This is a genomic window from Rathayibacter sp. AY1C7 (genome assembly GCF_002931865.1).
Classification (GTDB): domain Bacteria; phylum Actinomycetota; class Actinomycetes; order Actinomycetales; family Microbacteriaceae; genus Rathayibacter.
In genome coordinates, this window is the sequence record NZ_PSWB01000007.1 from 108942 (window position 1) to 126309 (window position 17368).

Here is a 17368-nt window from a genome sequence, read left to right on the forward strand (position 1 = left end):
CGGCCCTCCCGATCGGGAGGGCCGGACGGTGCTGCCGGCGGCTACTGCACGCGGGCGGTGCCGCTCATCTTCGTCCGCAGACCGCTGACGATCTGGATGACGACGGGCGTCTCCTCGCCGAGGAGGGCGTCCCACTGGCGGACGGCCTGGTCGACCGTCTGCCGGGTGCGGGCGGGCGAGGCGCCGCGGCGGGTGTGCGCGGTGACGCGCAGCACCTTCTGGTGCTTGATCTCGAACGCGGTCACGTCGACCGCGACGATGGACGGCTCCTGCGACAGTGCCTCCTCGAGGACCTGCTCGGCGACCTTCGCGTCGATGGTGACGGAGCCGCCCGTGGGCGTCCCCGCTCCCTCTCCCGAGCCGACGCGCAGCAGCGTGGAGGTGCGGCCGCGGCCCTGGCGCACGATGAAGCGCACCAGCAGCAGGATGAGGACGAGCGCGACGACCGCGATGACCCAGAGGATCCACGGGGTGCCGCCCGAGAGGGCCTGGCTCGTGGGGTCGGCCGCGTCCTGCGCGGCGGTGGACACGTTCTCCTGCACCTGCGGGAGCAGCGACCCCACCGCGACGGCGCCGCCGGCGAGGAGGAGGACGAGGCCCACGACGAACAGGAGCAGCCGGTTGAGGAATCGGTTCGTGGTGGTCATCAGCGGACCGTTCCCTTCTCGGACAGGCGCACCTTGGAGCGCAGGCGCGGGGTGCAGTCGAACGTGGCGAGCTCGGCGTCGACGGCCTCGCGGATCGGCGTGACGTCGATGCTGCGGCCGGAGGTGCGGGAGACCGTCACGTCGACGACGCGGGATCCGACCGACACCGACACGTTGTCCGGGTCGACGTCACCGGCGTAGCCGGCGGTGCGGGCGACGGCCTGCGCGATGACGCGGTCGTCTACGATGGCCGCGGTGCGGTCGGTGCTGACGGCGCGACGGCCGCGACGGCCGGGCTTGAGCGACACGACGATCAGGACGAGCCCGATCAGAGCGAGCACGGCGCCGGCGGCGGCGGTCAGCGCGATGGGCGCCGCGGCCGCGTTGAGCAGCGAGGACGCTCCGTCCTGCGGGGCCACGAGCAGCGCGGGCTGGCCGAGGACGGCGAGGACCGCCTCCGTGCCCAGCCACGCGAACAGGAGGATGAGCAGGACGGCGAGGACGATCGCCGATCCGGAGCGGGACGAGTGCGTCTCGCGCCGCACCAGGCGCGGGTAGAGCGCCCGGCCGGCAGTGGTGGGAGTCGTCACGACACCCTCCTTCGTTCTCGGAGGTCGGCACCGGTGATCCGGAGGTCGACCCGGCCGATCGTGGAGCCCGTCAGTTCGAGGCAGCGCGAGCGGATGGTCGTCTGCGCCCGGCTGAGTCGGTCCAGCAGCGTCCCGGAGGAGCGGCGGCCCGTCTCGCCCAGGGGCGTGACGTGGATGGGGGCGTGCGCGACGACGTGGAGGCGTCCTCCCTCGTCGTCGAGCTCGACGGACACGTCGGACGAGTTCACGTCCAGCGCCTCCGCGGTGACGGCCGACACGACTCGGCGCACGGCGCGCGAGCTGATCGTCGTGCGGCCGTGGCTGGCCTCGTCGGCCATCACCGCCGCGGTCACGAGGACCGCCGCCCGCGGAGGGTGTCGCCGAGGGAGCGCAGGTCGAGCTTGCCCTCGACGACCCGCCCGACGCCGTAGCCGATCGCCATGGCGAGGGCGACCCAGAGGAGCGCCCAGAAGCCGAAGACGAGAGCGGTCAGCGCGAGGACCGCGCCGAGGACCAGGCCGATGTGGGACGGAGTCACTTGACGCGGCTCTCGGTCTCGTCGTCCTTGTCGTCCGAGGGGATGAAGACGTCGGAGATGGTGACGTTCACCTCGGCGACCTCCATGCCGACGACCGAGGAGATGGCCTCGGAGACGGCGGAGCGGATGCTGTCGGCGAGCTTCTGCAGCGCGACGGGGTACTCGGCGACGACGGTGATGTCGGCGGCGACCTGCTTCTCGCCGACCTCGACGGAGATGCCCTGGCCGCGGTCCTGCGCGTTGATCGCGTTGCGGATGGCGCCGATGGCGCGGGCGGCGCCGTTGCCCAGGTCGTGCACGCCGGGGACCTCGCGGGCCGCGATGCCGGCGACCTTCTCGACGACGCCGTCGGCGATCGTGTTCTTGCCGGCCGAGGTGGCGGTGCCGTGCTTGGCCGAGGAGGCGTTGGCGAGGCTGGTGGGGGTGACGTTGGTCATGATCTTCTCCAGATGGTCAGAGGTCGTGGCCGGGGCCGCGGTGCTCACGATCCGTGGCACATGATGAAGACGTGGCCCGGGGCCCGGACGTCCCGGTGGCTCAGCCAAGATGCAGGGAACGTCGAGCGGAGATGCGCTTCGCGGCCACCGGCGTCCACAGGCTCCTTCGGCGCACTCGCTGAGCGGCCAGCGGAGTGCACAGCCGCGTCAGGCCGCGGTCGCCGTCTCCGCCGGGAGCCGGCGGTCGCGCCGGCGGGTGAGGGCGCGGCGCCAGGCGGGGCTCCACCGCTCCTCGGCGACCGCGTTGAGGCCCCAGGACAGCAGGAGGACGACGACGAAGGCGACGAGTCCTGCTCCGTCGCGGCCGATCAGCGGCCAGAGCGCGCTGATGATCGCGCTGCCCACGACCAGATGGAGGATGTAGAGCGAGTAGCTGATCCGCCCGAGCCAGAGCAGCGGCGCCCATCGCAGCACGGCGGTCCGGCGCCGCACCGCGACGACCGTGACGGCCGCGCAGACGCCGAGGACGACCGCTCCGTCCGGCCCGCCGTGGAGGAGCTGGGCGTTCAGGGCCGCGATCAGAGCCGCCGGCACGGCGAGGAGCTCGAAGCGCCCCTGCCGTCGCGAGAGGAACAGCAGCATCCCGACGCAGAAGAGCGGTCCGTACTCGGCCAGCGTCAGGTTCGCCAGGACCCGGACGGCGACCGGCGCCGAGACGACGTCGACGCCTCCCGAGACGAGGTGGGCGGCGACGGAGGCGGTCGCGGCGACGCCGAGCCAGACGACCACCAGCACGCGGACCAGCCGATCCGTGAACCGGCACTTCGTGAGGACGAGCACGAGCAGCACCAGCAGGTAGAACTGCATCTCGACGGCCAGCGTCCAGAACGCGCCGTTCACGTTGGGTACCAGCAGCAACCGCTGCACCATCGTGAAGTTGAGCAGCAGCTCCAGCGGCGTGAGGTCGGTGCCGGGGACGCGGGCGAGAGCGCCGACGACGATCGAGACGACCACCGCGATCCAGTAGGCCGGGTAGAGGCGGCTGACGCGGGAGATCGCGAAGTCCGACGGCCGCCGCGCGCGGTCCGCGGACATCAGGATCACGAAGCCGCTGATGACGAAGAAGAGCTGGACGCCGAACTCGCCGAACGGGAGCGCGAAGGATCCCGGCGGTGCATCGGGATGATCGAGCGAGAACGCGGTGGTGAAGTGGTAGACGACCACGCCGAGAGCGGCGAGGCCGCGCAGACCGTCGAGCTCGACGAAGCGTGACGCCACGGCTCCCCCGCTCCGGAGCCCCCGCCCCTCGCTCGAGTGTTCCAGAGCGCTCCGGCCGCCCGCGCGTCGGCCGTCCGTCGTTCCGCGCCGCGCCCGGCACCCGCCTCGACCCGCATCCCGGCGGCGGAGGCGCGGGGAGGGCGGCGCTCAGCTCTCGGGACGGATGCGGAGCGCGCGGGCGAGGGCATGCCGACCTGACCGAGCGGTTCGTCGCGGATGCGATCGCGTCGGCCTCGCGCATGACCGAGCGCGGGCTCCTCCCCGCGGAGGAGCAGCGCGTCAGGCCTCGTGCAGGTGGCGGTCGAGCGTCATCCAGTTCTCGCGGCTGAGGCGGGCGGCACCGTCCGTGTCGCCCGCGCGGAGGGACGCCACGATCGCGCGGTGCTGCTCCACGGATCCACGGGCCGCGAGGGAGGCGAAGCGCTGGCGCTCGGCACGGCGGATGAGCGGAGTGGCCTGCTCGAGCACGTCCTCGATCATCCCGTTGCCGCTGAGCCCGGTGAGCACCGCGTGGAACGCGTCGTCGGAGCGCAGCGCCAGCTCGACGTCGCCGTCTGCCAGCGCCCGCGCGAAGTCGTCGTTCGCCGACTCCATCGCGGCGAGCGCCTCCGCAGTGACGGCCGGGCCGGCGGAGTGAGACGCTCTCGACGGAGTGAATGCCTCCTGCCGGGCCGTTCCTGCGTGGAGGCGCGCGGAAGCGATGCCCCCACCGGCGCCGGAGAAGCCTCGCGCTCCTCGATGAGCGAGAGGACATAAGCTCGCACACGTGGCAGCCGGCGCAGTGATGTACAACTTCGCGATACAGCTGGCTGATGTGGACCGCGGTGTCTACGAGGACATCACGCTGCGAGCCGCTCGGCACCCCTCCGAGACCGACGCGTACATGATGACGCGCGTGCTCGCGTACTGCCTCGAATACGTGGAGGGGATCACCTTCAGCGAGGGGATCTCGTCGACGGCGACCGAGCCGGCGGTGCTGGTCCGCGATCTCACCGGCAGGCTGACCACGTGGATCGAGGTGGGCGCGCCGGACGCCGAGCGACTGCACTTCGGGAGCAAGCTGGCCGACCGCACGACGGTCTACACGCATCGCAACCCGGAGAAGGTGATCGCGGCGTGGTCCGGCAAGCGCGTCCACCAGCTCGAGCAGATCACCGTGCAGAGCTTCGACCAGGGGTTCCTGGATGCCGCGGTCGCGGTACTCGAGCGCCGCAACACGCTGACCGTGTCGGTCGTCGAGGGGCAGCTGTATCTCGAGTTCAACGGCGTGACGTCGAGCAGCGACATCCACGTGCATCAGCCGGGCTGAGCCGGCGCCGAGTGTCACGAGGTCCGTGTCCGGAAGACCGGTCGGGGGACACGATGGAGCATCCTCCGAAACGGCCCCTCGGGACGCACCCGGAGACGACGAGGGCCGGCACTGCCGTGAGACGGTCCGGGCCTTCGGGCACGCTGGGGCTGCGCGTCAGCGGCGCAGCGTGTGGCTCGGCTTCTCGTCGAAGCGCACCTGGTACGCGCTCGCGAAGCGGCCGAGGTTGCCGAAGCCCCACTCGCGGGCGACCGCGGCGACGGTGGTCGAGCAGGGGTCGCCGGCGACCAGGTCGGAGTGGGCGCGGTCCAGGCGCACGTCGCGCAGGTAGGCCGACGGCGACACCCCGAGGTGCCGCTTCGTCGCCTGCTGCAGGGTGCGGGTGTGCAGGCCTGCCGCGCGGGCGGCGTCGGCCGGGGTGATCGGCTCGTGGGCGTGGTGCTGGAGGAAGTCGAGCGCCACCCGGGTGCGGGAGGCGGACGGGCGCCGCAGCACGGCCGGCACGTCCCACGCGCGCCACGGGAACAGCAGGAGCAGCACGCGGGCGAGGTCGAGCTCGGCGGTGAAGCGCACGAGCGGAGTGATCGCAGCCGTCGCGAGCGCGGCGCTCGCCTCCGTCACCGCGGCGCGCCAGCGGGCGAGGACGCCGGGGTCGGCGTCCGCCGCGTGGTCGAAGGAGACGGGCTGGCGGGGGCCGGCGTGCGTCTCGGTCGCGACGTCCTCGAGGAACCCGGGGGCGAAGTGGATGAGGTTCTGCCGGTGCGGCTCGAACTCGAGCCCGAACTGGCGCTCCGCGGGGAACAGGAACGGGGCCGAGAGCGCGCCGGTCCGGGTGAACGGCGGGAGGTTCAGGCGTCCGCCACCGGCGCGGAACCAGCCGACGACGTACTCCTTCAGGTGGGGGACCTGGCCGCTGAGGGCGCCGGAGCAGTCGGAGGTGCGCAGGGTCACCCGGTCGCTGCCGCGGACGGCGTAGCGGTAGGAGAAGCCGCGCTGCGACGGAGCGACGCGGAACTCGCCTCCGCCGTACGCCTCGGAGTAGACGGCGGACGCGGCGGACGGATCGTCGCCGGAGGCTTCGTAGCGCCGGTCGGCCCGCTCGTCGCCCGCGAACGGGCTGCCGAGGGTGAAGGTCGACTCGCTCATGACGTCCGCCCGGGGCGGCGGCGGAGGGAGCAGTGCATGGGGGACTTCTTCCGGGTTCGGGGTCCGTGCGCTCGGGGGGACGCACGAGGGGTACGGAATCAAGACGTGTCGAGGAGCCGGAATGTCACGAATCCCGTCTCGAGGCGTCCCCCATCGGCGGCACTCGCAATCCGGCCAGCGGATTCGGCGGCCCGTTGTCAAGGCTGGTAGTCATGCCGGACGGCGCCCCACACTGAGGGCATCGGCGCGCGGGGACACCGCGCGCGGGACCGCGGAGGAGGCGCTCATCGACGACGACCCCCTCCTGAACGCGTCCGACGCGACCCTCGCCGCGCGCGCCGTCGACGGCGACGTGCAGGCGTTCGAGCAGCTCGCCCGGCGCCACGGCGCCCTCATGCGTGTCTACGCCGCGAAGCTCCTCGGCTCCGAGGCGGAGTCCGAGGACGTGGTGCAGGAGGCGTTCCTCACCGGTTGGCGGCGTCTGGCCGATCTCGACAGCCCGGCGCACATCCGCAACTGGCTGATGCGCATCGTCACCCACAAGGCGATCGACCGGATCCGCGTCCGCCGCCTCCACGACGACATCGACGACTGGGACCCGCCCGCGCCGCCCGAGCACTCCCCCGAGCGCATCGTCGAGGCACGACTCCAGCTGGACGCGGTCTGGGAAGCGCTGGACCGATTGCCTGCTGATCAGCGACGCTGTTGGCTACTCCGCGAGACCGCCGGCTACAGCTACCAGGAGATCGCCGACGCTCTCGAACTCCCCGTCTCGACGGTCCGCGGCCTCCTCGCCCGGGCCCGTCGATTCCTGCTCCACGAATTGGAGGCATGGCGATGACCGACGACACCGCCGTGCCCGAGGACGACCTCGACGGCCACACGCTCGAGGAGCTGGGCGAGTACCTCGACCGCGGCCGCGAGCCGCGCGACCCCTCGATCGAGAACTCCGCCGCGTGCCGGCTCGCTCTCGCGAACCTCACCCGCCTCACCGAGCTCTCGGCGCGGGCGCTGCGGCAGGAGGCCGACCGCGAGCCCGACCGCGACGAGGTCTGGATCGCCGGCCTGCTCGACGCGATCCGCTCCGAGGTGCGCTCCGGCCGCGACATCCCCGTCCGCCACCCCGACCCGACCCTCCGCCTGGCGCTCACGGAGGCGGCCGTGCGCGGGATGATCCGCCGCGCCGGCGACACGATGGGCGGCGTCATCATGGGCCGCTGCACCCTCGACGGCGACGTCTCGGCTCCCGGCGCCGTGGTGCGTATCGACGTGACCTGCGCCCTCGAGTTCGGCCTGCCGGTCGCCGTGGCCGCCGACCGCCTGCGCGAGCGCATCCGCTACGCCCTGGAGCGCCACACCGAGCTGACCGTCGGCGCGATCGACGTGACGGTCGACGACGTGTACCCCCACCGGGAGGAGCGGTAATGACCGACGACACCGAGCTCTCGCAGCGGCTGACCGCCGAGATCCGCGACATCGAGGGCGTCGCGGGGGTCTATCCCGCCCAGCCGATCGTCGAGGCTGCGGCCGACGCGCTCGCCGTGAAACTGGACCTGCGGCAGCCCGACGTGCTGGTCGACATCGACCGGTCGGAGGGGTTCACCACGGTGAGCGCGCACATCGCCGCGTCCGCCGCACTGCCGGCCCCCGAGACGCTCCGGCTGGTGGGCGAGCGGATGCACGCGCTGCTCGCCGCCGACCCGTCGGTCTCGGGGCCGCTCGCCGTGAACGTGAAGGTGCGCCTCATCGAGGATTCGGGGCGCGCCGAGCACTGAGCGGGGCCGCCGCCGCCCCCCTCCCGCGAGAGGCCACCCGAGTACCTCGCGCGGCGTGCCGCGTACCGAGGTGGCGTCTCGCGGAAGGGATCAGGGGCAGCCCGTCCGGGTCAGCAGGAGACGAGGCGGTCGAAGCGGGACGCGACGCCCGAGCTGTCGCTGAACTTGCGGTTGATGACGCTCATCGTGTTGCAGCCGCTGTCCGGGCCGTTCTTCCAGATGACCTTGACGTTGCTCGCCTGGTCGCAGTGCTACCACACCGTGACCTGCGCGCGACCCAGGGAGTCGCGCTGCGAGCGGACCTCGTAGCAGTTGCCCGGGCCGCCGTTCCGGTAGACGAGCTGCCCGGCGGAGGCGGGGGTCGCGACGGCGACGGCCCCTCCGAGGGCGAGGACGATCGCGGCGAGCGTGGCCGTGAGACGACGGTGCATGGTGTTCTCCTTCGAACGGGCGATCGGAGGCGACGGCGGCCGCCCCTCTGCCAGCACCCTGGACCCGGCCCCGCCGAGCCCGGTCGTGAGCTTTCGTCCCGGGGATCACCCCGCCTGGAGGGTGGAGGGAGAGCGAGCACTCCTCACTAGCGTCGAGGCGCGTGCAGCCGTGCGCCCCTTCGACGCAGAGGACTCGCCATGCCTTCACGACTCCTCGACCGGCCGCGACTCGCCCTCGCCCTCGCGGCCCTGTGCCTCGGAGTGCTCGCGGCGACGCCCCCGCAGGCGGTCGCCGCCCTCGCACCGGCGTCCGCGACTCCGACCGCCTCGTCCGTCGGCGAGGCCGTCACGGCTGCGCCCGCCGACGCCCCGGGCTGGACCACGCTCCTGCGCGACGACTTCACCGGGCCGGCTGGCGCGCCGGTCGGGAGCCAGTGGGAGCACGAGGTCGGCACCTGGGGCACCGGGGCGGTCGACCGGACGACCGCGTCGACGGCGAACGTCTTCCTCACGGGCGGCGGCGCTCTGGGCATCCGCGCCCTCCGCGACTCCGCCGGAGCCTGGACGTCCGGGCGGATCGTCACCGCCGACAAGTCGTTCTCGGCACCGGCGGGCGGCCGACTGCTGATGACCGCCTCGATCCAGCTGCCGGACGTCTCGCAGGCCACCGGCTACTGGCCCGCTTTCTGGGCTCTCGGGCGGGACGCGAACGCCGTCATCGACTGGCCCGCGACCGGCGAGTTCGACATGCTCGAGGCCGTCAACGGCACCGCCCAGGTGATCCAGACGCTGCACTGCGGAGTACCGGACGGCGGCCCCTGCGACGAGCCCGCCGGCCGGACGAGCGGGATGCTGGACTGCGCGTCCTGCGTGACCGGGTTCCACCGCTACTCCGCCCTGCTCGACCGGACCGTGCCCGGCGACGAGCGCGTGGATTTCCTCGTCGACGGCGTCACCCGGCACGTGGTGCGGGAGTCGGAGGTGGGGACGGCCGCGTGGCAGGCCGCGGTCCCGAACGACGTGCTGCTGATCCTGAACCTCGCCATCGGGGGCGGGCTGCCGAACGGCGTGTGCGGATGCGACAGCGCGGCCGCCCCGAAGAGCTCCGGCGGGACGATGCTCGTCGACCACGTCGCGGTCTACCGGTCCGACGCGGCGCCGGCTCCGGTCGTCGTCGGGACCGCCGCGGTGGGCGCGACCCTGTCCTCCTCCGCCGGCCGGACGGGACCGCTCGTGCACCGCTGGGCGGCGGGAGGCGTCGACATCGCGGGAGTGACGGGTCCGGATCTCGTGGTCCCCTCCTCCGCGGTCGGCAAGCGGGTGACCGTGACGGTGAGCGCCGCCGACGGCTCCGGCCCGACGACCTCGCAGCCGACCGCACCGGTCGCCGCCGGCACCCTCGGCGCCGCGACGCCGACCGTCACGGGCACGGCCCGGGTCGGAGCGGTGCTCACGGCAGCCCCGGGTCCGTGGACGCCGACCCCCGTCAACCTCACCTACCGGTGGAAGGCGGACGGCGCGGCCATCGCGGGAGCGACGTCGCCGCGGTTCACGCTCACGAAGGCTCAGGCGGGGAAGCGGATCACACTGACCGTCACCGGCACGAAGACCGGGTACACCACTGCGAGCCGGACCTCCGCAGCGACGGCGGTCGTGGGACGGTGACGGGCGCGGGCTGTCCCCCGCCCGCCACCGTGTCTCAGACCTCGCGCTTGCGGCGAGGAGCGATGCGCAGGACGGCGGTCCCCGCAGCGATGAGGGCGAAGGCCGCGAGGGCCAGCCAGACCGAGTCGAACCCGGTCATGGCGAGCGTTCCGGCACCGACTCCGGCTCCGGCGGCTGTTCCGATGTGGTTGTACATGTCTCTCTCTCTGTTTCACCAGTCGCGCCGACGGCGTGTCAGCGCATCCAGGTAGGCCTTGGTGTGCACGACCTGCAGGAACAGGTCGACGACGAGCTCGTACATCGACGCGGCGGCGAGCATGTACCGCCAGCCGCGGTCGCGGACCGTCACGATCCGCTCGACGACGAAGATCGCGGTGACGGCCAGCCAGAACGGCTGGAGGCTCAGCTCGCCCCACCCGACCGCGTAGACGATCGTGGCCAGGTAGACGTACGTGATGATGCAGCCGAGCATCGTGAGCAGCTGGCGCCCCCAGTAGGGAGCCGTGACCCGCGTGAAGCCGTACTGCACGCAGTTCTCGACCGCTCCGCGCTTCCAGCGCAGGCGCTGACGCCACAGGTCGCCCCAGGTCGGCATGACCTCGGTGACGAGGGTGCAGCCGGCGGGGCTCAGCACGTCGTAGCCGAGGTGGCGGATCGCGAACGTGAGCTCGTTGTCCTCGGTGAGGACCGTGGTGTCGTAGATGCCGCCGATGCCGTCTCCGGAGGGGAGGGAGCCGGCCAGGCGGGCCGCGCTGATGCGGCGCATCACGGCGACCTGGAGCACGGCCGCGGTGCCCGTGACGACGAGGCACTTCCCGTTCAGCCGGCGCACGTCGCGGGCGTAGCGCGCGTACTCGTTGCGCTGGAGGTGGCCGACGAAGCCGCCGCCCTCGCCGCCGCGGAACACTCCTCCGACCGCGCCGATGCCGCCGTGCAGCCTGCCGCGGGCGATCTCGAGGAACCCGGGGTCGAGCGCGGAGTCGGCGTCCTGCACGAGCACCAGGTCGTCGTCCTGCAGCCCCGGGAGGACCTCGGCGAGGAACTGGTTGAGGCCGCCCGCCTTCTTGTGGCTGTTCCCGACGGTGACGAACACCTCGGCGCCGTGCGCGAGAGCGATCTCGACCGTGGCGTCGGTGCAGTTGTCGGCGATGACGACGATCCGGTCCGGCGGCCAGGTCTGCCGGCGCAGGCCCTCGATCGCCGCGGCGATCCCGGCCTCCTCGTTGTGGGCGGGGAGGGCGGCGACCAGGTCGCCGATGCGCGACGAAGCGCGGCGGCCGCTGCGGGGGCGCGTGCCGCGGATCGGAGTGGATGCCGGAGGGAGTCGGTCGGCGTCGACGGCGGGGAGCACGGTGCGCTCGAGGACCGCGGCGGGGGCCGGCGGACGCTCGAGCAGCGCCGTCGGCGCGGCCGGACGCTCCAGGAGCGCGGTCGCGGCGGACGGACGCTCCGGGACGGCAGTCGCGGCGGCCGGATACTCCAGGACAGCGGCCGTCGCGGCCGGAAGCGCGGTCGGCGCAGCCCGACACTCCAGGACAGCGGCCGGCACGACCGGTCGCTCGACCACCGCGGACGGGGCGGCCGGACGCTCCAGCACCGCGGTCGGGGCGGCGGGAACCGTCACCGCTCCGGCAGGCGTCGCGGACGCGAGGCGGCGCGGAGCGGAGACCCGCTCGCGCCCGGAGCGGGCGGCACGGCGTCCCGAGAGCGGGCGCGAGGCCGTCTCGTCGTGCGCCTCCCAGGTCGCCCGGCGACGGGGAGCCGTCGGCTCGTCCGCGCCGTGGCCGGGCTGTGTCTTCATGACTGTTCCTCTCCGCGGCCGGGGGCCGATGTGCGCTGATGAGCGCCCGCGCGGAACGGAGGTCGTCGCCGGGGAGGGCGCGACCCGAGTGAGGAACGGCGTCCGACGGGGGGATCGGAGCAGGGCCTGACAGAGGACAGCATCGGGGGGTGCTGCGATCAACCTAGGGGCACGGAGATGATGGAAGCAAGTGAATTTTGTCACCCTAAAGGGGCCACGCAAGGTCCTTGCGACTTCTTCGTCTTCGTCGTATCAGGTCAGTCGGCTCGCCGAGCCTCCTCCACACCCGGCGCACCCCTCTCCGCTCGGCCCCGCGGCGGGCTCTTCGGGGGTCGGCGGCGCTCTTGTGCGCCGAGCCGCCGGGGTCCACCATCGAGCGACGGCCCCCGCCCGGGGCGGCCGCACCCGACGGGTCAGGGGCGCCATGCGGTCGCGAGGTCTGCTCTTCTGCCTGATCCCGCCGATCCTCTGGGGCGGCATGCTGCCGGTCGCGGACAGCATCGCGGCGACGGTCGACTCCTTCTTCATGACCCTCATCCGCTACACCGCCGCCGCGGTCGTCCTCGCCCTTCTGCTCGCCCGGGCGGAGGGGCTCCGCGCCTTCCGGCTCGACGGCCGCGGGTGGCGGCTGGCGCTGCTCGGCGCCTCCGGATTCGCCGGCTTCGGCCTGCTCGCCTTCACGGCTCTGCGGTTCACCTCGGCCCCGAACGTCAGCCTGATGATGGGGATGATGCCCGCGATCGGCGCGGTGCTCGCGAGCATCGGCGCGCGTCGCCTGCCGCCGGCCGCCACCGTCGGCTGCATCCTGCTCGCGCTCGCCGGAGTCGCACTCGTCGTCACCCGCGGCGACGTCGCCCTCCTCCTCGACGGCGAGCTGGGGTTCGGCGAGCTGCTCGCCCTGCTCGGCGCGATCTGCTGGGTCGTCTACACGCGTGGAGCAGCGGCGTTCCCCGGCTGGTCGGCGCTGCGGTACTCGACGCTCACCACCGCGCTCGGCTGCCCCTCGATCGCCGTCGCGGTCGCCGTGGCGACGGCCACCGGCTCCGCGCACCCGCCGACCGGGGCCGAGGTGCTCGCGGCCTGGCCGCAGCTGGCCTACCTGATCCTCCTGGCCGGCGTCGTCGCCGTGCTGCTGTGGAACGCCGGCATCAAGCTGCTCGGCGCCCTCAACGGCACGCTCTTCCAGAACCTCGTCCCGGTCACGACCTTCGCGATCAGCATGGCGGGCGGCTACCGGCCGGGGCCCGTCGCCCTGCTCGGCGCGGCCATCGTCGTGACGGCGCTGCTGCTCAACAACTGGGCGACGCGGCGCGCGGCCGCGGTCGCCGCGCGTCCCGCGGCGGTGCCGGCTCCGGTGCGCTGAGCGCACCGCGGGAGCCTCCCGCTCGGGGCGGTCACTGGTCGGAGTTGCCGGCCCAGCGGACGGAGCCCTGCGCCTCCTCCTTGCTGATCGGGGACACTTGCGGCAGTGCGAGCACTCGAGCAGGTAGCGGGTCGAGACGGTCAGGACGGGGACGAAGAAGAGCGAGAGGCGCGTCCGGCGGCGGAGGATCCGCTGCTCGTCGCGCTGCCCGCAGACGCGGCAGACGAAGACGAGCGTCCGGAGGAGGTCCTCGACGGCTCGGGTCCCGAAGATGAGGAGCGTGCGTCCGAGCGTAGGGAGCAGGGCGCGCTCGGCGGAGGGGGTTGCCGGGGCGCCGTCGCCGCGTAGCGCCGGGCGCAGACGACCACGGCGAGCGCCGTCTCGAGCAGGTCGCCTCCGTAGAACAGCAGGAGCGCCGCCTGGCGTCCGGTCTCGTCCGGCGCCTCCACGTAGAGCACGGTCGCGAGCAGCGCGTGCGCGGCGATGCCCGCTCCGAGCACGCCCAGGCGCAGGCCGAACGGGGCGCGGTGCGGGTTCGGATCGACTCCGGCGAGAGCCGCCGTCAGCAGGCAGCCGCTGAGCAGGAAGTGCACGCCGAGTGCGAGGTGCAGCAGCGGATCCGCGTGTGCGGCGGCGAGCAGCCCGGTCGCGTGCACGAGCCAGAGGGAGCCCGTCGAGAGCAGGAGCGCCGTCACCGGGTGGGCGAGGAGACGGGCCGGGCGGCTCCGGAGCAGCCGCGAGAGCCGTCGGGCCGCGGTGACGTCGAGCGCCCGCAGGGCCAGGGTGACGGGGGCGGAGAGCACCAGGAGGAGCGGCGCGAGCATCCCGAGGACCAGGTGCGTCAGCATCGCCCCGCGCGGGTCCGCGTGCGACCACTCCGCGAGCGGACCCGTGAAGCAGAGCGCCGCGGTCGCGAGCCCGCCGAGGAGCAGGGCGGTGCGGTGCAGCGGCCACGGCCGTCCGCGCCGCCGCTCGAGTGCCGCGGCGCCCCCTCCAAGCGCCGCCGCCGCGGCCAGCGGGACCAGGAGCAGCAGGCCCGGGTCGAGCAGGGAGTGGTCGGCGTGCGGGGTCACGCCGTCGCGCGCCGTCGCCGAGGCAGGAGGAGGAGCCCCGCCGCGAGCAGCACCGCTCCCGAGGCGATCCAGGCGGAGTCGTAGAGCAGCAGGTCGACGTCGTAGCGGACCTGGTGCACGCGGAGCAGCTTGTGGTCGACGACTCCGTCCCACAGCTGGAACAGTCCCGCCCCCGTGAGCCCCGCGGCCCACGCCGTGCGCGGACGCAGAGCGGATCGGCGCCGGGCGTCGGCGAGCAGGAAGCCGCCGCCGACGAGCGCGAGGATCTCGGCCGCGTGCAGCAGCCCGTCCGAGAGAAGGCCGATCGCCGGAGTGGAGCGGTCGTAGAAGTGGTGCCAGGCGAGGATCTGGTGGAAGACGATCTCGTCAACGGCCGCCATGAGGCCGACTCCGATCAGGAAGGCGCCCTGGAACGCCCTGTCGCCGCGGAGTCCCCGTCCGCTCCGCCGCATCCGGTCCCCTCCCGATCGAGTGCCGGGGCCCCGGGATCCCGAGACCCCCGCGCCTCCTCCCGAGGCCCCGCCACCAGGGAAGCGGACGCCCGGATCGCGGCCTAGAGGGTTGACTCCTCGCGCCCGCGCCGGTCGTGCTGCCCCTCCGCTACGGGCTGGGCCGACGAGGCGCAACCCCGCGCGAGGGGCGCTCCCGTTCGGGAGAGTGGAGGCATGCAGCAGCTGACCTACGCCTCCAAGAGCTTCGTGACGACCGACGCCGTGACCGAGGCCCTCCTCGACCTGGTGACCGCGATCGACCGCCAGGAGCACTCCGAAGCGGTCACGGTCCCGGCGTTCACCGAGGACGGCGAGCTCATCGAGGCGAAGATGACGCTCGACGCGAGCAGCGAGCTCGTCGCCGTCCCCGTCGAGGTCTCCATCAAGGACGAGGAGTCGACCACCGGCGCCGTCGAGGCCGCCGTCGAGGACATCCGCTCCCGCATCAAGAGCAACCGCGCCACGATCGCGCGTCCCGTGATCGACGAGGACCCGGAGCCCTACAACTACGAGGAGTTCTGAGCCGCGCCTGCGGGCCTCAGCGCCGGTCCTCGCCCTGCGCCTCTTGACCGGCGGCGCCGCAGGGAGTCGGATGAGGGCGTGCGCGCGCTGGTCCCCGTCTCCGATCCGTGGTCCGTCGACGGGAGCGGGCGGACGGACGACGGGCCCGTCGACGACCTCGCCGTCCGCGCCGAGCGGGACGCCGGCTCTTACTCGGTCCGCACGCTGCGGCTGACCGGTGTCCGCCTCGGGCCGCGCGGCTCGGTGCACGGAGTGGTCACCGACCCGGTCGCGACGGCTGCGCTCGCGATCGGCTCGCTCCTCCTCTCGTCCATCCCCGCCGGCCTGCCCGGGGACCGGACGCGAGCGGCGATGGCGGCGGCGGAGGCGCGGGCCCAGGAGCTGGCCGCCGACCGGCCCGCGTGGGACGTGAGCGCCCTCCCCCTCGACGGGATCGACTACGCGCTCTTCACCCGGACCCTGCCCGAGGGCGCCGTCGCGCACGCCGACCTCGGCTGGGCCGTCGTCGCGCTGTGGAGCACAGGCCCGCTCCCCCGGGGTCCCTTCCACCTGCTCGACATCCCCGACGAGCCCGTCCCGCGCTGAGTCGCCCGGATCGGCTCGCGACACACCACAGCGGGGAGCCGATCCGGGCGACTCAGCGAACGGGTCAGCGCACTCAGCGCGGGGTCACGCGCCCGCGACCGTGGAGCCGCGCACCAGCAGCTCGGTCGGCAGCAGCGTCACGCGCTGCACCTCCTCGCCGGCCAGGAGTCGCACCAGCACGTCCGCCATCGCCTCGCCGAGGCCCGTGGAGGGCTGGCGCACCGTGGTGAGGCGCGGCTCGCTCGCCTCGGCGAAGTAGTCGCCGTCGAATCCCGCGAGCGCGATGTCGCCCGGCACCGTGAGGCCGCGCTCGCGCAGCGCCGTCAGGGCACCCGCCGCCATCTGGTCGTTGGAGGCGAAGACCGCGTCGATCGGCCGGCCGGAGTCGAGCAGGCGGCGCATCGCGGTCGCGCCGTCCTCGGGCGAGTAGTCGCCGTACTCGACGAGCGAGTCGTCGAGGCCCGCGGCGGTGACGGCCGAGCGCCAGCCGGACAGGCGGTCGATCGCGGCAGGCATGTCCTGGCGGCTCGCGATCATCGCGGGGGCCGTGCGGCCGAGGCCCAGGAGGTGCTCGGTGACCGTGCGCGCCGCTCCGGTGTTGTCGACGTCGACGAAGTAGCTGCCGCCCTCCTCCGTCAGCGGCCGCCCGCCGAAGACCACGGGGAGGGAGGCGCCGAGCTGCGCGTAGGAGTGGTCGCCGCTGTGGTGCGAGACGACGAGCGCGCCGTCGACGTTGCCGCCGAGCAGGTAGCGCCGCGTCTTCTCGGGCGCCGCCTCCGACGCGATCACGATGGTGAGCGTGTACTCGGTGCCGGCGAAGGCCATCGCGGCCCCCTGCACGACCGAGGCGAGGAACGGATCCGCGAACACCTTCGCCGCCGACTCCGGCACCACGAGCGCGACGGTCTGCGTGCGGCGGCTGGCGAGGGAGCGCGCGGCGCGGTTGGGCACGTAGCCGAGCTGCTCGATCGCGGCGAGCACGGCCGTCCGGGCGCCGTCCTTCACGCGCGGGGAGTCGTTGACGACCCGGCTGACCGTGGCGCGGGAGACTCCGGCCAGCGCGGCGACGGCTTCGAGGGTCGGGGCGGCCGAGGCGGTGTCGTGGGTCATGCAGGCCTTCCTCGCGGGTGCCTCCGAGGCTAGCCGAGCGCCGGAGGAGCGGGCTCGTGCGGGGCGTCCGCGGCGTGAAGGGGCGCGGATCGCGGCCATTCGGGGGTGATGCGGGGCGGCGGACCGGGCCGGCGGAGTGAGTCCGCGGCCTGCGAGGGCGCGGATCGAGGCCGTTCGGGGTGGCGCGGGGACCGGAGCATCGGTAGCGCCCCCGGCGATCAACGGCGCGACCAGCGCGCGGCGATCGATCGCGCACTGCCGGCGGCAGGCAGCCTCGCGCCGGTCAGCGCCCGCGACGGAAGCGCGCGAGGAGTCTCCGGAGCCGCTCGGCCTGCCGGTCGGTGAAGTCGTTCGACAGCCGGAACGCCTCGTTCGTCGGGTCCGCCCCGTTCGCGACATCGCGGATCGCGCGCAGCGCCTGCTCCGACGGCGTCGGCCCGTCCCCCGGACGCGGCTCCGACGGCCCGCTCGAGGGGTCCTCGTCGCGCCGGTCCTTCGGCTCCATGTCGCCTCCTCCGCGCCAGCCTAGGCGGCGGCAGGTCGGGCCAGGAGGCCCGAACGGGGGCGTGATCGGCGGGATCCTGCGCGGCAGTGGTCGGGATGCTCC

General features: G+C 73.6%; 23 protein-coding genes. 8 read left to right on the plus strand and 15 right to left on the minus strand.

The window, feature by feature from the left end; genetic code table 11:
* Positions 1-41 precede the first annotated feature (41 nt).
* The 7 genes from C5C69_RS05775 to C5C69_RS17190 form a co-directional block, all read right to left on the minus strand.
* A complete protein-coding gene (locus C5C69_RS05775) occupies positions 42-647 on the minus strand; it encodes a hypothetical protein (protein ID WP_104238125.1) in 606 nt (201 codons plus the stop codon).
* Complete coding sequence (locus tag C5C69_RS05780; RefSeq protein ID WP_104225847.1) at positions 647-1237, minus strand: DUF6286 domain-containing protein; 591 nt, start codon at positions 1235-1237, stop codon at positions 647-649. The genes C5C69_RS05775 and C5C69_RS05780 overlap by 1 nt, the downstream gene beginning before the upstream one ends.
* Positions 1234-1590, minus strand: coding sequence for a hypothetical protein (locus C5C69_RS05785; RefSeq protein ID WP_244230558.1), 357 nt, complete (start codon positions 1588-1590; stop codon positions 1234-1236). The genes C5C69_RS05780 and C5C69_RS05785 overlap by 4 nt, the downstream gene beginning before the upstream one ends.
* On the minus strand, positions 1587-1775 hold the full coding sequence (locus C5C69_RS05790) for a DUF2273 domain-containing protein (protein WP_104223990.1): 189 nt from the start codon (positions 1773-1775) through the stop codon (positions 1587-1589). Before C5C69_RS05790 ends, C5C69_RS05785 begins: the two co-directional genes overlap by 4 nt.
* Positions 1772-2212: an Asp23/Gls24 family envelope stress response protein gene (locus C5C69_RS05795; protein WP_104223989.1), complete on the minus strand. Its 441-nt coding sequence runs from the start codon at positions 2210-2212 to the stop codon at positions 1772-1774. Before C5C69_RS05795 ends, C5C69_RS05790 begins: the two co-directional genes overlap by 4 nt.
* Before the next feature lie 207 nt (positions 2213-2419).
* Positions 2420-3490, minus strand: coding sequence for an acyltransferase (locus C5C69_RS05800; RefSeq protein WP_181127026.1), 1071 nt, complete (start codon positions 3488-3490; stop codon positions 2420-2422).
* 279 nt (positions 3491-3769) lie between these two features.
* On the minus strand, positions 3770-4282 hold the full coding sequence (locus tag C5C69_RS17190) for an FCD domain-containing protein (RefSeq protein ID WP_258065164.1): 513 nt from the start codon (positions 4280-4282) through the stop codon (positions 3770-3772).
* Between C5C69_RS17190 and C5C69_RS05810 the strand changes: the two genes are divergently transcribed.
* A complete protein-coding gene (locus tag C5C69_RS05810) occupies positions 4257-4799 on the plus strand; it encodes a YaeQ family protein (protein ID WP_104250497.1) in 543 nt (180 codons plus the stop codon). The genes C5C69_RS17190 and C5C69_RS05810 overlap by 26 nt on opposite strands.
* A 156-nt stretch (positions 4800-4955) precedes the next feature.
* Here C5C69_RS05810 and C5C69_RS05815 read toward each other — a convergent pair whose 3' ends face one another.
* Positions 4956-5945, minus strand: a complete 990-nt coding sequence (locus C5C69_RS05815; RefSeq protein ID WP_104257487.1) for a helix-turn-helix transcriptional regulator — start codon at positions 5943-5945, stop codon at positions 4956-4958.
* Positions 5946-6297: 352 nt separating this feature from the next.
* Here C5C69_RS05815 and C5C69_RS05820 point away from each other — a divergent pair, with 352 nt between their 5' ends.
* From C5C69_RS05820 to C5C69_RS05830, 3 genes are read left to right on the plus strand one after another with little or no spacing between them, the layout of a single operon-like run.
* Positions 6298-6786 (plus strand): RNA polymerase sigma factor, encoded by a 489-nt coding sequence (locus tag C5C69_RS05820; RefSeq protein WP_258065166.1) that lies wholly within the window; start codon positions 6298-6300, stop codon positions 6784-6786.
* Entirely contained in the window at positions 6783-7370 is a 588-nt protein-coding gene (locus C5C69_RS05825) for an Asp23/Gls24 family envelope stress response protein (protein ID WP_146083599.1), read from the plus strand. The genes C5C69_RS05820 and C5C69_RS05825 overlap by 4 nt, the downstream gene beginning before the upstream one ends.
* Positions 7370-7720, plus strand: a complete 351-nt coding sequence (locus tag C5C69_RS05830) for a hypothetical protein (protein WP_104223972.1) — start codon at positions 7370-7372, stop codon at positions 7718-7720. The genes C5C69_RS05825 and C5C69_RS05830 overlap by 1 nt, the downstream gene beginning before the upstream one ends.
* 251 nt (positions 7721-7971) lie before the next feature.
* Here the strand turns inward: C5C69_RS05830 and C5C69_RS05835 are convergent, their stop codons facing one another.
* Positions 7972-8151 carry a hypothetical protein gene (locus C5C69_RS05835; protein WP_104257490.1) on the minus strand — a complete coding sequence of 60 codons (180 nt, stop codon included), beginning with the start codon at positions 8149-8151 and terminating at the stop codon, positions 7972-7974.
* 198 nt (positions 8152-8349) lie between these two features.
* On the opposite strand from C5C69_RS05835, the gene C5C69_RS05840 reads away from it, so the two are divergent.
* Positions 8350-9816, plus strand: coding sequence for a family 16 glycosylhydrolase (locus C5C69_RS05840; protein WP_104257491.1), 1467 nt, complete (start codon positions 8350-8352; stop codon positions 9814-9816).
* Positions 9817-9850: 34 nt separating this feature from the next.
* On the opposite strand, the gene C5C69_RS16905 is transcribed toward C5C69_RS05840, so the two are convergent.
* Both C5C69_RS16905 and C5C69_RS05845 read right to left on the minus strand, forming a co-directional pair.
* Positions 9851-10012, minus strand: coding sequence for a hypothetical protein (locus C5C69_RS16905; protein WP_167305255.1), 162 nt, complete (start codon positions 10010-10012; stop codon positions 9851-9853).
* 15 nt (positions 10013-10027) lie between these two features.
* Positions 10028-11617, minus strand: a complete 1590-nt coding sequence (locus tag C5C69_RS05845; RefSeq protein WP_104257492.1) for a glycosyltransferase family 2 protein — start codon at positions 11615-11617, stop codon at positions 10028-10030.
* Between the two features lie 424 nt (positions 11618-12041).
* Between C5C69_RS05845 and C5C69_RS05850 the strand changes: the two genes are divergently transcribed.
* Complete coding sequence (locus C5C69_RS05850; protein ID WP_104257493.1) at positions 12042-12980, plus strand: DMT family transporter; 939 nt, start codon at positions 12042-12044, stop codon at positions 12978-12980.
* Positions 12981-13120: 140 nt separating this feature from the next.
* Here the strand turns inward: C5C69_RS05850 and C5C69_RS05855 are convergent, their stop codons facing one another.
* Positions 13121-14053, minus strand: a complete 933-nt coding sequence (locus C5C69_RS05855) for a cytochrome c oxidase assembly protein (RefSeq protein ID WP_104257494.1) — start codon at positions 14051-14053, stop codon at positions 13121-13123.
* Positions 14050-14505, minus strand: coding sequence for a DUF2243 domain-containing protein (locus C5C69_RS05860; RefSeq protein ID WP_104257495.1), 456 nt, complete (start codon positions 14503-14505; stop codon positions 14050-14052). The genes C5C69_RS05855 and C5C69_RS05860 overlap by 4 nt, the downstream gene beginning before the upstream one ends.
* A gap of 213 nt (positions 14506-14718) precedes the next feature.
* Between C5C69_RS05860 and C5C69_RS05865 the strand changes: the two genes are divergently transcribed.
* Together C5C69_RS05865 and C5C69_RS05870 are read left to right on the plus strand one after the other, a co-directional pair.
* Positions 14719-15066, plus strand: coding sequence for a hypothetical protein (locus tag C5C69_RS05865; RefSeq protein ID WP_104223965.1), 348 nt, complete (start codon positions 14719-14721; stop codon positions 15064-15066).
* A 78-nt stretch (positions 15067-15144) separates the two neighbouring features.
* Entirely contained in the window at positions 15145-15651 is a 507-nt protein-coding gene (locus C5C69_RS05870) for a hypothetical protein (protein WP_104257496.1), read from the plus strand.
* An 84-nt stretch (positions 15652-15735) separates the two neighbouring features.
* Here the strand turns inward: C5C69_RS05870 and C5C69_RS05875 are convergent, their stop codons facing one another.
* On the minus strand, positions 15736-16761 hold the full coding sequence (locus C5C69_RS05875; protein ID WP_104223963.1) for a LacI family DNA-binding transcriptional regulator: 1026 nt from the start codon (positions 16759-16761) through the stop codon (positions 15736-15738).
* Between the two features lie 283 nt (positions 16762-17044).
* Positions 17045-17266 carry a hypothetical protein gene (locus C5C69_RS05880; RefSeq protein ID WP_104257497.1) on the minus strand — a complete coding sequence of 74 codons (222 nt, stop codon included), beginning with the start codon at positions 17264-17266 and terminating at the stop codon, positions 17045-17047.
* Positions 17267-17368 lie beyond the last annotated feature (102 nt).